Annotated in this window: 14 protein-coding genes; 1 reads left to right on the forward strand and 13 read right to left on the reverse strand. The window is 39.6% G+C overall.

The window, feature by feature from the left end; translation table 11 throughout:
- Positions 1-38: 38 nt before the first annotated feature.
- Complete coding sequence (locus tag EM808_RS03030; RefSeq protein WP_127735624.1) at positions 39-1316, reverse strand: glycoside hydrolase family 27 protein; 1278 nt, start codon at positions 1314-1316, stop codon at positions 39-41.
- Between the two features lie 109 nt (positions 1317-1425).
- On the reverse strand, positions 1426-2307 hold the full coding sequence (locus EM808_RS03035) for a helix-turn-helix transcriptional regulator (protein ID WP_127735626.1): 882 nt from the start codon (positions 2305-2307) through the stop codon (positions 1426-1428).
- A gap of 236 nt (positions 2308-2543) precedes the next feature.
- Between EM808_RS03035 and EM808_RS03040 the strand changes: the two genes are divergently transcribed.
- Positions 2544-3398, forward strand: coding sequence for an STAS domain-containing protein (locus tag EM808_RS03040; RefSeq protein WP_225314761.1), 855 nt, complete (start codon positions 2544-2546; stop codon positions 3396-3398).
- Between the two features lie 55 nt (positions 3399-3453).
- Here the strand turns inward: EM808_RS03040 and isdG are convergent, their stop codons facing one another.
- The 11 genes from isdG to isdC all read right to left on the reverse strand — a co-directional run bounded on the left by isdG (position 3454) and on the right by isdC (position 14623).
- On the reverse strand, positions 3454-3786 hold the full coding sequence (gene isdG, locus EM808_RS03045) for a heme oxygenase (RefSeq protein WP_127735629.1): 333 nt from the start codon (positions 3784-3786) through the stop codon (positions 3454-3456).
- A 13-nt stretch (positions 3787-3799) separates the two neighbouring features.
- A complete protein-coding gene (locus tag EM808_RS03050) occupies positions 3800-4567 on the reverse strand; it encodes an ABC transporter ATP-binding protein (protein WP_127735632.1) in 768 nt (255 codons plus the stop codon).
- Positions 4567-5565, reverse strand: coding sequence for a FecCD family ABC transporter permease (locus EM808_RS03055; protein ID WP_127735635.1), 999 nt, complete (start codon positions 5563-5565; stop codon positions 4567-4569). Before EM808_RS03055 ends, EM808_RS03050 begins: the two co-directional genes overlap by 1 nt.
- Before the next feature lie 2 nt (positions 5566-5567).
- On the reverse strand, positions 5568-6518 hold the full coding sequence (locus tag EM808_RS03060) for an ABC transporter substrate-binding protein (protein ID WP_235856548.1): 951 nt from the start codon (positions 6516-6518) through the stop codon (positions 5568-5570).
- Positions 6519-6526: 8 nt separating this feature from the next.
- A complete protein-coding gene (gene srtB, locus EM808_RS03065; RefSeq protein ID WP_127735638.1) occupies positions 6527-7282 on the reverse strand; it encodes a class B sortase in 756 nt (251 codons plus the stop codon).
- A 16-nt stretch (positions 7283-7298) separates the two neighbouring features.
- A complete protein-coding gene (locus tag EM808_RS03070) occupies positions 7299-8066 on the reverse strand; it encodes an ABC transporter ATP-binding protein (protein ID WP_127735641.1) in 768 nt (255 codons plus the stop codon).
- Positions 8056-9039 carry a FecCD family ABC transporter permease gene (locus EM808_RS03075; protein WP_127735644.1) on the reverse strand — a complete coding sequence of 328 codons (984 nt, stop codon included), beginning with the start codon at positions 9037-9039 and terminating at the stop codon, positions 8056-8058. The genes EM808_RS03070 and EM808_RS03075 overlap by 11 nt, the downstream gene beginning before the upstream one ends.
- Positions 9040-9056: 17 nt before the next feature.
- On the reverse strand, positions 9057-9938 hold the full coding sequence (gene isdE / locus EM808_RS03080; protein WP_127735647.1) for a heme ABC transporter substrate-binding protein IsdE: 882 nt from the start codon (positions 9936-9938) through the stop codon (positions 9057-9059).
- A gap of 105 nt (positions 9939-10043) precedes the next feature.
- Positions 10044-13334, reverse strand: coding sequence for an NEAT domain-containing protein (locus EM808_RS03085; protein WP_127735650.1), 3291 nt, complete (start codon positions 13332-13334; stop codon positions 10044-10046).
- Between the two features lie 112 nt (positions 13335-13446).
- On the reverse strand, positions 13447-13905 hold the full coding sequence (locus EM808_RS03090; RefSeq protein WP_127735653.1) for an NEAT domain-containing protein: 459 nt from the start codon (positions 13903-13905) through the stop codon (positions 13447-13449).
- Positions 13906-13963: 58 nt separating this feature from the next.
- On the reverse strand, positions 13964-14623 hold the full coding sequence (gene isdC, locus EM808_RS03095) for a heme uptake protein IsdC (protein WP_164849561.1): 660 nt from the start codon (positions 14621-14623) through the stop codon (positions 13964-13966).
- Positions 14624-14630: the final 7 nt, after the last annotated feature.

A 14630-nucleotide genomic window follows, 5' to 3' on the forward strand; every position in this document is an offset into this window, starting at 1 on the left:
GAAAGGGGCTGAACCAATGATTCAGCCTTTTCTATTTTTTATGTTAGTTTATAAAGTTTGCTGCTGTGTGGAGCAAGCCTCGCTTTAACAGTATCCTCTACATGGATGGATTCCTTTTCCCATACATCCTTAGCTGTCATTATTTTTGTCAGTCCGATGTCTTCCAACGGCACTTCTACTTCGCATTCAGCCTCGCCTATATTAAACAATGCTACATAGACAGAGTTATTAGGTGCTTTGGCTGTCCAAGCAACTTTATCACCATCTCTAAATATTAGTCTGCTGTCTGTGCCATTTTGGTTTAATTCAAGGATATCTTCGTTTGTTAGTAAGGACAGTGTCCAGCTGTCATTGTCCCGCAGCTCTCCACCAAACATGAGGGGCGAACGAAACACGGACCATAATGTCATCATTGTCACCTGTTCTTCCTTTGTGAACCTTGTCCAACGATCTGCACCGCCTCCATCAACAGAGCGAATGCCAATATGTCCTAATGGCAGCATATCACAATCAGGCCAATATCCTGGACCTGAAAGCCCACTCCATTTCTCACATCTCTCAAACATATCGTATAAAAGCTGCCATTGATCCCAATAATCGTCTGTCATTCGCCACATATTTGCATTATCCTGCAATACATCAGCAAATTCGAGCGGTGCAGGTCCTGGAGACAGACTTAACACCATATCTCTACCACAGTTATCGATTGCCTTTCTTATCAGCTTAATCTCGTCAACATGTGTGGTATAAAGCTTTGATGCAGCAATATCATCAACCTTTATGTAGTCAACTCCCCATTCGGCATACAGCTTAAATAAAGAATTATAATACGCCTCAGCACCAGATGTGTTTGCATCTACCCCATACATATCTGTATTCCACGGACAGATTGAATTTGGATGAGCGATGTCGCGGGCTGTATGGTCAGAATCTAAAATTCCTGTATTTTGATGGACTGCTTGCCTCGGAATTCCCCTCATAATATGGATGCCGAACTTTAATCCAAGGCTATGAACATAATCAGAGAGCGGTTTAAAACCTCTCCCTTCCGCTGAAGAGGGAAATCTGTTTACAGCAGGAATAAGCCGGGAATATTCGTCCATCTCCAGTTCTACAAAGGGCCGATACTGAGAGGAATTAGCGCCAGGCTCATACCATTGAATGTCTACAACAATATATTGCCATCCAAAATCCTTTAAATGCTTTGCCATATATTCAGCGTTCCCTTTGACTTCCTCTTCTGTTACTGATGCGCCATAACAATCCCAGCTATTCCAACCTAACGGAGGAGTCTGGGCAAAACGATGATGATTCATTTACCTTCACACCTTTCACGACAGAGTCTTTTATAGGCTAATCTTAAAGGAAACAAAGCATTGGCATCTACGATAACTTTTTGCTCATCTATGTAATATATTGCTATTTTCAATCCAATTTTAATTGATGTAAATAGGCATGCTCTGTCGCTAAGCGGAATTCACCAGGTGAAATTCCAATCCATTGATGAAAAACCTTGATAAAGTAACTTCCTGTTGAGTAGCCCAATTCTTGCGCAATTGCCTCCATTGTCATATCAGAATCTCGCAGCAGCCTAATTGCCTCTTCCATTCTTACCTTTGTCAAATACTCAATTGGTGTGTACCCGGTTGTTTTTTTGTATAATCTTGTAAAGTAATATTTTGAAAGATTAACTTTAGCTGCTATCTCTTCAAGACTTTGCAGTGATTGATATGTTGCCTCGATGTACGAAGCCGCTTCGGCAATGGAATCTGGCCATGAGTGTTTCTCTTTTTTTGCTGAAACATGATACCTGAACAATTCCATGACAAACTCATAAACAATGGCAGAGGCTCTGAACCCGTCCGTTATATGATTTTTCGCTGCACTGGCAAAAACACTTTTTAGTAAACGGATTGGCGAACTGTCTTCTGGCATTGAAAAGACCTGGCCAAGACTAGATACTGCATGGCGCCATTCCTCTTCAATATTTGTCGGCCGAAACATAATAAAGAGGACCTCCCAATCAGTATTGCTTTCTAAAAAGAAGTAGCGGTGATTGCTAGGAATCTCCACCATAAAGCCTGTTCCTTCCCCTAATTTATGAAGTGTTTTATCCACTTCTATATAACCGCAGCCTGCGAGCGTATATTGAAATAAAAAAAGTGGTCCATCCTTGCGAGTTAAGCCGTTCCAATGATACGACTCCTTTGAGATGATTTGGTTCCCCACTGCAAAAAGCTGGTAGAACGATTGATTTAATGTATCTAAAAACCGAAAACCATAGACTTCTTGTTTGTTATTTGTCATATGCTCTCCTTAATAAGTTATGTAAGCGCTTAAATATATTAGCAGCGCTATTTCCTTTGTTAGGCTTTTTTTCTATAATCATACAACATTACCATCTCTTCGGCTACATTTTTTAAAGCGTTTACAAAAGGTGATGTCAGATGAGGAACTTCGACACTTACTACCTCTATTCTATAGAGGTATAATAAAGAAATACTATGACGAAGAAAAAAACTAAACATTGGAGCTGATTCCTTTTGAAAGACGAATTAATGTACATTGGCAATAAAGTTATTAACAGCCAGCAAATTCTGGCTGTTAATATGAATGATCTGCTAAAGCAATTTTTTCAAGACGAGAATATGGAAGGCTTTGAAAGAATTGGTGAAGAAAAATTATCGCGCTGGAGTGCAAAATTGTTCACCATCATGGGCGAAGCGTTAAAGGATAATGACAAAAAACAAACGAATGAGCTGGACAACTGGGCAAGAGAAGCTGGAGGCAGCTTCGTGAAAAATTATGTACCACTTTCGGCAGCATTACGGTCGCTTACCATTTATCGAAATGTTATCTGGAATGTGTTCACTGTTGAGCTGGAGGAAAAATCATTTGCAGCCATAACAATGCTTGATGTTGGAAAAATAATCGACCCTTTGCTTGACGAAATCAGTGTTATTATCGGTAAGGTTTACGAGGAAAACAGCAGCAGATTAATGAAAATTGCCTATTCTGCTTTAGAGGAATTATCTGTCCCTGTTGTGCCCGTAGCAAAAGAAACGGCGATTATACCACTTATCGGTCAGATTGATACAGATCGCTCCCAGCTTATATTGGAAGTGGCGTTAGAGGAATCTGCTAGATTAAAGGTCGAATATTTGATTCTGGATATTTCTGGTGTCCCTATTGTTGACACAATGGTAGCAGATAATTTATTCAAGGTTGTTCATGCCCTTGATCTGATTGGTGTTAAATCCATTATTTCCGGAATTCGGCCTGAAATTGCCCAAACTATTATTACATTAGGAATCGATTTCAGCAAGGTGACAACATGTGCCAACTTACATACAGCACTTGCCAGCATTGGATTAAGAAGAGTGGCAGAGCCCTCTTAATCAATAGAAAAGGCATCCTGAATGGATGCCTTTTCTATTACTTTCACTTTTAAGATTAGCTGCCGGCAACCTCTTTAATAATCGGTTTTCTTTGCACCTTCACTTCATATTTTGTTGTTTTGTTTTCGATAATGAATTCTGGAACGCCTCCTCTATGTGCATGTGATTCTTTAAACTCCTCACTTCCTACCCATCCTAAAAAGCCTTCTTTGTTTTCCCATCTTGTGACAATAGTAATTTCCTCATAATCTGTTGTTCCAGCAGTCAGCAATACTTCTAATCCAATAAAGCCTGCTTTTTCTTCGATTTTTCCAATTCTATTAAATCTTTCAATGAATCCATCCGCAAATCCTTCTTTTACTTTAACAGTGTTAGTTACAATATACATTTTGTTTCCTCCTCTAATTTTTTGGAATAATTACTGGATAATTGTTCTCAAACTTAATTGATGCATCAATTTCATATACTTCTTTTAGTAACTGAGCAGTCAATATCGCTTGAGGCTTTCCTGTTTGATAAATTTCTCCACGCTTCATAACAATAAGATTGTCACTGTATGCGCCCGCATATTGAAGCTCATGTAATACCATAATGACGGTAATCTGATGGGTTTTATTTATTCTAGAAAGAATTTTCATTAGTTCTAGCTGGTGTGTAATATCTAAGAATGTAGTTGGTTCATCAAGCAATAAAACAGACGTCTTTTGAGCTAATGCCATAGCAATCCTCGCTCTTTGCAATTCACCGCCTGACAAATGGCCAACCATTCGATCTGCCATATTTTCTAATCCTGTTTCTCTTATTGCCCACGCAATAATCTCTTTATCCTCTTCAGATACGGGACCTGTAAGCCGTTGAAAAGGCACCCTTCCATATCCGACAAGTTCCTTCACTGTAATGCTTGGCAGCACCTCTTTTGCTTGCGGAAGCATCGCTATTTTTTGGGAATACTCTTTTCTTTTATATTTATGAATAGGCTGATTGTCCAATGTCACCAAGCCGTTATCTGCTTTTAAAAGGCGTGCAAATAATTTTAAGAGGGTAGATTTCCCCGAACCATTTGGTCCAACAATTGCGGTCATTTTTCCCTCTGGAAATTCAATGTTAATATCATGAAGCTGGAATTTTCCTTGTCTGAACTGCAATTCCTCTGATTTTAACACTGTCATTACACCATCCTCCTTCTCCGCAGCAGAATGATAAAGAAGGGGCCACCAAGTGCTGCCAGCAAAATACCGACAGGCAATTCAATTGGATCGAACAGACTTCGTGCTGCCGTATCAGCAATGACGACGAGTGCAGCACCGCCAATAATCGAAAAAGGCAGCAAAAATCGATAGTCCTCTCCAATCAGAAGACGGATAATATGCGGTACAACGAGGCCGACAAATCCAATCAAACCAGCAACACTGACAGCTATACCTGCTAAAAAGGATGCTAGCAGGATGATCAGCATGCGGATCAGTTCAACATTTTGTCCAAGTAGCTTGGCAGAGTCATCTCCTAGAATCAGTATATTGACAGGTTTAATGGCGAATAAGCTAATCAGCAGCATAATAATGGTATATGGCAAAATAATTTCGACATGATACCAGCTTCTGCCATTAAGGCCACCTGAAAGCCAGCCAATTACAGATTGTACTCTGTCACTGTACAGCACCATTACTCCATTCATAATGGCACCTAACACAGCATTCATCGCAACACCTGCCAGGATGATTTTAACTGGTGATGCCCCTTTATCCCATGCGAACAAATAAATCAATATTGTTGTTAGAAATGCACCGATAAAAGCAATAAATGGCAATAAATAGCTGTATTGAGGAAAAATGACCATTGTAACGATAGCGAATAATCCTCCGCCAGAGGAGACACCGATAATGCCCGGATCTGCCAAAGGATTTCTCATCACTCCCTGCAGCAAGGCTCCTGATGCAGCAAGGCATGCACCCACACATAGTCCCACAATAACTCTGGGCAGGCGGAGATTATAGACGATTTTTTCATACGTTCCCTCACCGCTCGATACAAGAGTAGTCCATATTTCTTTAAAAGAAACAGAAACTGCCCCAAATGAGATACCTGCATATATCGCAACAAGCAGCAGGAGCAGGAGACTAACAAGGACTGTTATCCGTTTTTTCTTTCTTTCTACATATTCCAACATGCTCACTCCAAATGATTTAACAATTCAACCAAGTATTGAACAGCGTCTACTGCTCTTGTACCTGGATTAGTGCCAAACAATTCGCTTGGCAAAACTTCAACTCTTTCCTTTTTAACAGCATCCAATGAAGTCCAAGCTGCATTTTGCTTCATTTCTTTTAAAAAGCCTTGCTTAATTTCCTCCGCATCACCATGTGTAATTAAGAGAACGGCATCAGGATTTGCCTCTACAACTCTCTCTGTATTTATTTGCGCATACTGTGGAAATTTTTCTAATGCAGGATAATCACTTGCTACATTAATCCCTCCAGCTGCTGCTAAAAAATCGCCGCTTAGTGAATTGGGCAATGCCGCCATATACGTTCCAGGAGCTCCGTAAACAAGCAGCACACGTTTATTCGTGTCCTTTAGCGCGGAAGCAGCAGTCTTTAATTCAACATCCAGTTCCTTAATTAATTGGGCAGCTTTGTCTGTCTTTTGTAGCATTTCACCATAAAGGGTGATTTGCTTTTTAATATCACTGATAGAATTTGCCTCTGTCAGGATTACCTTTGTTCCGAGCCCTTCTATTGTCGGAACATCCTCTTGATTAAAGCCAACATTTGCTAACACAACATCTGGCTGCAGCAAAGCGATTTTTTCATAATTCACTTCATGTGTTGTGCCAATTTCCTCCGCATCCTTTGCCACTTTGGCAAGCTGACCTTCATCGGAAAGCGTCGGTTTGCCAACTACCTCATTACCGAACGCATGCATTAAATCAACATCGCCGCTTCCTAATGCAGCAATGCTTTCCGGTGCTTTAGAAAATGTCACTGTTCGATTGGCAAAGTCCTTTATAGCAATAGAACCAGCTGTTGACTCTGCTGCTTCTCCTGTAGGCTTGCTACAGGCGGCAAGCAGGAGCGCCATACTCATCAATATCATTGTTTTTCCTATTTTTTTGTTAAACAAGATGTGCCTCAACTCCCTCTTTTCACTAGCTTCGCATGGACAACCAGTCTTCCTTCTAGTGAATCAATGGCATAATCACAGGTTGATAATGTAACAATGGAATCCTCTGGCTTAATATCCATATCTGCTTCATATAAGGATTTTTCCTCCAGCAAATCAACAAAATCGAGATACTCATTATCTGAAGAAAATTCAGTTTCTATATAATAAAAATCGGTTGTTGTTTGATAAACGGAAAAGACTTCTAGCTCATAGCCTTCATATAAAGAATCTAAGTGAATGGTTTTGTGCTTCTCAAAAAATGCTTTATCTAAATATTTTTTTAAACCGCTGAACATCGTACCATCCTTCATTCTATGTCCATAGATAATGGTATTTTTATTGTTTTCGAGTTTCTTATCATTTCGATAATCCAGAAAAATACTGCCGGCTCGCGTTTCTTCTTTTTTATAATTACGGGTCAAGTAAAACTCATTATCAGAGGATTGTAGGATAGGATAATTTATTTTTGTATCATCAACTGTTATCCAGCCGACCATATCTTGATTTATTTCCAGCAATGGATCAAATGAGGACCGGATAGCTGTTTCCTTATTGCCGTTGTCCACGTTTTGAGTTGGCTTATAGATTTCCTGCACCGTTTCCAGCACTTTTCTGTTTGTATAATAATCATACAAAGGAGGAACAAGCTTATAGACTGAGTAAACAAAGACTATTATTGCTGTGATGGTTATTATTCTTTGAATCATTAGCTTTGCTCTCATTACTTATCTCCCTTTCTTAAATGCTCAATGGAACGATGTATAAGCCTGTTTTGTCATCCTCATTAACGGCAATATGGACATCATATATTTCCTTGATTTTTTCCTGTGTAATCACTTGTTTCGGCGGCCCATACGCCTTAATAGCTCCAGACTTCATCACAATGACCATGTCTGAATAGCGCAAAGCCTGATTCATATCATGGAGAACCATTACAATGGTAATACCATGTACTTGATTTAACTCCCTAATTAAGGACAGCAGCTCTAGTTGATGATATATATCCAAGTACGTTGTTGGTTCATCTAGAAACAATATCTCTGTTTTTTGGGCAAGTGCTAGCGCAATCCAGACTCGCTGTCTTTGCCCCCCTGATAATGCACTTACAGGAGTATCCTTGTAGTTTTGCAGATTCGTACATTTCAGCGCCCACTCTATTGCATCTTTGTCATCATCATTTTCCTGTTTCCAGATTTTTTTGTAAGGTATTCTCCCAAATTGGATAAGCTCCTCTACTGTCATATCCTCTGAGATGTGGTTTGTCTGGTTTACCATTGCAATCTTTCTGGCAAAGTCCTTATGTTTATAGGAATAAATATCCTTACCATCAAGTGTTATCGACCCAGCGGAGTGTTTTTGACCTCTTGCCAGCAGTGATAATAGGGTTGATTTGCCACAGCCATTCGGACCAATAATAGTTGTTATTTTATTGTGTTCAATCTTTCCTTCCAAACTTTCCATAAAAGCTTTGTCATCATAAGAAAAGGATAGCTCCTTAAACTCCATTTAATTTATCCCCCTTTCTCAGCAAAAAGATCAAAAATGGCCCACCAATTACTGCCATTATCGTGGAAGCTGGTATTTCCAATGGTGCGATTAACAGCCTTCCAAAAGTATCGGCAGTCAATATTAAAAAGGCGCCAGCTAATGCGGAAAAGGGTATTAAAATATGGTGATTTGTTCCAACTAGCTGTCTTGAAATATGAGGAATGATTAAGCCAGCAAAGACAATAATTCCGGCAATAGATGTTGCAACAGCTGCGAGAAAGACAGCAATAACAGAAATAAGAATACGGACGAGCTGGATATTGACTCCTAGCTGGACAACCTTCTTATCTTGTAATTTCAGCATATTACACCATGGGCTTACTAAAAATGCCAAGATTATTCCAAGCAATCCTAATGGAACAATTAGCTCAACATCCTCCCATGTTTTCATGGTTAAATTTGATGCATTGGATGCGCCAACTGTTACATTAAAGTAAGCACATATATTAACTAACGCTTCTCTTAATCCTGTAAACATTGCGCTCACTGCTATCCCTGTCAGAATAACTCGTAGTGGCTTCAAGCCGGATTTCCAGGAAAGCATGTAAATAATACAGCAAGATACAGCTCCTCCTAAGAAGGCAAATAGCGTACTGCTGATAAACAATGAAGGTAAAAACAGCAGTCCAAATAAGGTGAAAAAGCTTGCGCCAGCAGAAATACCCATGATTCCAGCATCTGCTAATGGATTCCTCATGACAGACTGAAATAGCACACCTGACACGGCCAAAATTGCGCCTGTGAGGATGGAAACGATAATTCTCGGGAATCTGAGGTCGATAATGACATTTACTTCTTCACTATTACGGTGAAGTACCCCATCCACCAATGTCATCATGCCGACAGAAATGCTTCCCTTTGCAGCGGAATAAACAGTCACGCCAACAAGTGCTAAAATTACAACAATAAAACTAATGATTTTCTTATTCATGCATCTCTTCCTTTACGCTACTCATACATCATCTCCATAAGCTGATCTAATGCTTGGGTGATGTTCAAATTAGCAGTTGTAGCGAAAATCGGTTCTTCCAAGTCGTACACTTTTCCGTTTTTCACTGCGTTAAAATGCTTCCAAATATCATTTTCTGCAAATTCCTTATCAAATTCTTTGGCAACTTGATCTGGCACACCATGTGATAAGCGCAAAATAATATCAGGATTGGTTTGCTGCAGAAACTCTGTATTTGCTGATATGTATTCTGCGGCCTGACCCTCCACAGCATTTTTCCCACCCATTACTTCCACTAAATTGCCGACATACGAATTTTCAGTCGCGACAAGATAGCTTGCACCAGGGACACCGAGCAATATTAAAACAACTGGCTGCTCCTTATCCTTTGTTTCGTCCTTTATTTCCTTAACCTTTGATTCAATGGAGTCAACCAGCGTCTTCGCATTTTCAGCTCGATCATATTTTGCTCCAAGATCGTTTATAGACTGAATCATATTATCGACGCTTTCCAAATTCACAAAGGATGCTGGAATTTTCATGCTCTCAAACTTTTCGCTTAAGTCATATTCCAATGTCGTGACAGATAGTACTTCTGTCGGCTTAAGGGATTTGATGATTTCCATATCAGGGCTCATCGGATTGCCCACTTCTACCACATCTTTGTACCTTTCTGGAAGTGTATACTGTGTTGTTGGCACACCTGCTAAATCCACTTCAAGCTTATCCATGATTTCAGCAACAGCTAATGTTGTTGCCACAACGGTGTGTTCCATATCGGTTTCTGCCGGCTTGCTGGTTTTCACCTCACTTTTTTGTGCAGAGCAGCTAACAAGCAAAAGACATATACTTAAAAATAACCATGCTTTTACATATTTCATTTTTCCCCTCCTGTTTTCCAGCAGGAATTTTTTTACTATTTTCCCCATATACACAAAGACAGTTCTACGAGATAGAATTTCTTCCATCTCGCAGAACGGTATTTTTTATAATGTTCGAGACCGGTATTTTCTTATAAGAACAGCAATTGATGACAGCAATAATAGAAGATATATTCCTATTTGCGCTGTGTCTGCAGTTTTAGCATTAACTACTTTTCCGCTTGTTTCTGTAGACCCATTTGTCTGTTCACTGTTTGTATCTCCATCCCGGTTATACTCAAGATTGTCGTCACTGTTATTGTTTGTTGTTTCATCTGGTGTAGTTGTATTCGTATCTTCAGGATTGATCTGATCAAAGTCATTTTCAATTCCTGCTACTGGAAGATCTGAAACATCAAACAAGAAACGAATTTCGTACCAGTGATCATAATTCAACTCTGGAATAACAACATGGATATTGCCAACAGTTGGACTAGCTAAATCAGCAACAGGGAATTCAACTACTTTAGAATCTCCAGATTCGCTTATTACCTTCACAGCTTTAGAACCAACAAGGAATTCAGTGATAAAGTCTGTTTTAATTGTCAGGCGGGCAACTACTTTGCCATCCTTCACAATTAATTTCCCAGGCTTAACGAAATAAGAATCTGCCATTGACTTTTCATTTTTACTTGCATGTAATACAGAATAGTCAACAGTGTATTCTCCATCTTTTAAGACTGCATTTTCACCTTTATCATCTTGATCATTTGTATCTTCCTCAACATTTCCTGGAGTTTCTTCAGCTGGTTTTTCTTCCTCTTCATTTTCAGAGCCATTTTCTTCTTCGTTACCGCCACCAGTGTTGTCATTGCCTCCGGATTTTGTAGGCAGATTACTAGTATCATAGTCAAAGCGAACCGTATACCAATGATCATAGCCAATTGCCGGTACTTCGACATGAATTTCAGCAGAAGTTAAACCAGTCAAATCAGCAACAGAGAATTCCACAATTGTTTTCCCTGCACTTTGGCTGACAATTTTAGCGTCTTTACCGTTAATCTTAAATTCTGTAATATAGTCGCTGTATTCTACTTGTACAGTGGCATTGCCATTTTTTAATGTTACTTTGCCAGGCTTAGTAAAATATTGATCTGCCATAGATTTTTCATTTTGTAATGCATGCAAAATGCTGTATTGCAGGTCATACTCCCCATCAACAAATTCAGAGTTTGCACCCTGTTCTTCACCTGGTGTTGTGCCCGGATTTTCTCCTTCGCCTTCACCTGGTGTTGTGCCCGGATTTTCTCCTTCGCCTTCACCTGGCGTTGTGCCTGGATTTTCTCCTTCGCCTTCACCTGGTGTCGTCCCTGGATTTTCTCCTTCGCCTTCACCTGGTGTCGTCCCTGGATTTTCTCCTTCTCCTTCACCTGGTGTTGTGCCCGGATTTTCTCCTTCTCCTTCACCTGGTGTCGTCCCTGGATTTTCTTCTGGCTCTTCAACTGAAATAGAGCCTTCATCAAATACCATTCTCACGACATGGTTCATTCCATATGACATTGCTAACTGGATATTTGTAATATCGCTTAAGTTTTCCACTTCAAAACGGAGCACCTTTGTGTTGGCTGCAGCATCTTGTGAGATAACATCTGCATCCACATATTGTCCGTTTACCTCTGTTTTAAAGCCTGTTACAAAATTGCTGGATGACAGGTTTAGCTGTATATAACTTTTGCCATTTTCAACAATTAGCTTAGCTGGCTTTGATAAGTAATTCCCCATGCTGGAAGCTTCATCTGCGTTTTCTTTCCATACCTGATAGTCGATTGTGTATAGACCATCTGCTAGCGGCTCTTCTTCGCCTTCACCTGGTGCCGGCTCTGGAGTTTCTTCTGGCTCACTTACAGTAATAGTATTTTCATCAAATACCATTCTCACGACATGGTTCATTCCATATGACATCGCTAACTGGATATTTGTGATATCGCTTAGGTTTTCTACTTCAAAACGGAGCACCTTTGTTTTAGCTTCATCGTCTTGTGAAATGACTTCTGCATCCACATACTGTTCGTTTACCTCTGTTTTAAAGCCTGTTACAAAATTGCTGGATGACAAATTTAGCTGTATATAGCTTTTGCCGTTTTCAACAATTAGCTTAGCTGGCTTTGATAAGTAATTCCCCATGCTGGAAGCTTCATCTGCGTTTTCTTTCCATACCTGATAGTCGATTGTATATAGACCATCTGCTAGCGGCTCTTTTTCTTCCACAACAGGCAAGTTATCTGTGTTGAAATCAAATCTTACTGTGTACCAGTGATCATAATTAATTGTTGGTATTTCAACATGTATTTGTGCATCTGTTATGCCGTTTATTGATGCTACTGAAAACTCAGCAACTGTTTTTGTACCATCATTGCTAATGATTTTTGGAGCTTTACCTTCAACAGTAAATTCCGTGATTAAGCTGCTGTATTCTGTTTGGACAGTAATATTTCCATCTTTAACTATCACTTTACTTGGTTTTGTAAAGTAGTTGTCCGCTATCGATTTTTCTTCAGCAGTTCCATGTAAAACCGTATAGTCGACGTCATACTCACCGTCTTCATAAACGATTTCATCTTGTGGTTCAGCAGGTGTTTCCTCCCCTGCTTCTTCACTTGGGTTTTCTGGTGTTGTCACAGGCTCTTCTGCTTCTTCACCTGGTGTTTCTGGTGTTGTTGCTGGTTCTTCTGCTTCTTCACCTGGTGCTTCTGGTGTTGTTGCAGGCTCTTCTGCTTCTTCACCTGGTGTTTCTGGTGTTGTTGCTGGTTCTTCTGTTTCTTCACCTGGTGTTTCTGGTGTTGTTGCAGGCTCTTCTGCTTCTTCACCTGGTGTTTCTGGTGTTGTTGCAGGCTCTTCTGCTTCTTCACCTGGTGCTTCTGGTGTTGTTGCTGGTTCTTCTGTTTCTTCACCTGGTGTTGTTTGAACAGGCAATGAAGCAGTATCAAAATCAAACCTTACTGTATACCAGTGATCATAACTGATAGCAGGTACTTCAACATGAATTTCAGCAGAAGTTAATCCGTCCAAATCAGCAACAGGAAACTCTGCTGTGATTTTGCCGCCATCTTCACTTAATTGTGTTGTGGGAGTGCCGTTTACCTTGAACTCAGTAATGTAATTACTGTATTCAACCTGAACTTTAGCCTGCCCATCCTTAATGATTAGTTTTCCAGGCTTTGTATAGTACTGGTCTGCCATTGAGGCTTCATTACTTGTTGCATGCAAAATCGTATAGCCTACACTATATTCCCCATCTGCTACTACTGAACTGCTGTTCAACTCAGCAGCATAAGCACTGTTACCAGAAGGAATCACTGTACTTACGACGGAAAAGAGCATTACTAGAAACGCAAGAGCAATCTTTGTAGCCTTCATCCTTTTCTTTTTCTCCTTTTAAGTAAAATAGATAGCTTTTTTACATTCAATGCTTAATAAACCGGTATTGATGCAGATTTCTCTGCTTCACTCGTATTTTAGACTCTCTCCACTACTTCTTAGCCAAAGTAGCTGTGTCAAAGTCAAATCTCACTGTATACCAATGATCATAGCTAATTGCTGGAACCTCGACATGAATTTGAGCGCCAGTTAATGCCTCAAGATCAGCAACAGAAAATTCAGCCGTAGTTTTGCTGCCACTTTCACTAATCTTTGTTGCAGTAGTGCCATTTACTTTAAACTCTGTAATTAAATTGCTGTATTCAACCTGAACTTTAGCCTGTCCGTTCTTAACGATTAATTTTGCCGGCTTTGTATAGTACTGATCTGCCATTGATGCTTCATTATTTGTTGCATGCAAGATAGTATAGCCAATACTATATTCCCCATCTGCAATAACCGAACTGCTGCTAGACTCTGCAGCATATGCTTTGTTATCAAAAGGAATTACTGTACTACCAACGGAAAAGATTGTTACAAGAAACGCAAGTGCAATGTTTGCTGTCTTCATAATTTATTTCTCCCTTTTTAGTAGAATATGTAGCTATTTCACACTTCCATAACAGAAACTATTTAGCTAGTTTTTTTCTGTTTACAATAGAGATTACAATAATACCGACAGAAACTATCATTAAAACGGTATAGATAGTGATTTCTGACATGTCAGAAGTTCTCGGATTTTCAACTTTTTCTGTTGTTGTTTCCTTTGCTGTTGAGCTTGTTGCTGCTGTTTCTGTATCTGAGGTTGTATTTGTTTCATCTGAAGCTGTTGAGGTTGTTTGTGAAGAAAGAGCCTTTGCTGTGCTTTCATCAAAGTCAAACCTAATAGTATACCAATGGTCGTAATTCTGGTCTTCGACAATAACATGAATTTCTCCAGCAGTTGGACTGTTTAGTGAGCTCACATTAAATTGAACCACACTAGAATCACCACTTTTACTGATTTCAGTGACATTTGCGCCACCTACTTTAAATTCTGTGATCGCTGAAGTAGAAATTCCTACTTGTACTTTATGAACACCATTTTCGACAATTAATTTTGCCGGCTTTTTAAAGTATCCATCTGCCATCGAGGCTGAATCACTATCTGCACGCAAAACAGAATAGTTTATGGAGTACTCGCCATCTGTAAGTGCTGCAGCGAATGATTTGTTACTGACACCAACAGACAAAAGCGTAAAAATTGCTAATATTGCAACTATTTTTATTGCAACTTTCTGTTTAAGCAAGTATATA

Origin of the sequence: Niallia taxi (assembly GCF_004005475.1) — a bacterium.
Lineage (GTDB): Bacteria > Bacillota > Bacilli > Bacillales > Cytobacillaceae > Niallia > Niallia taxi.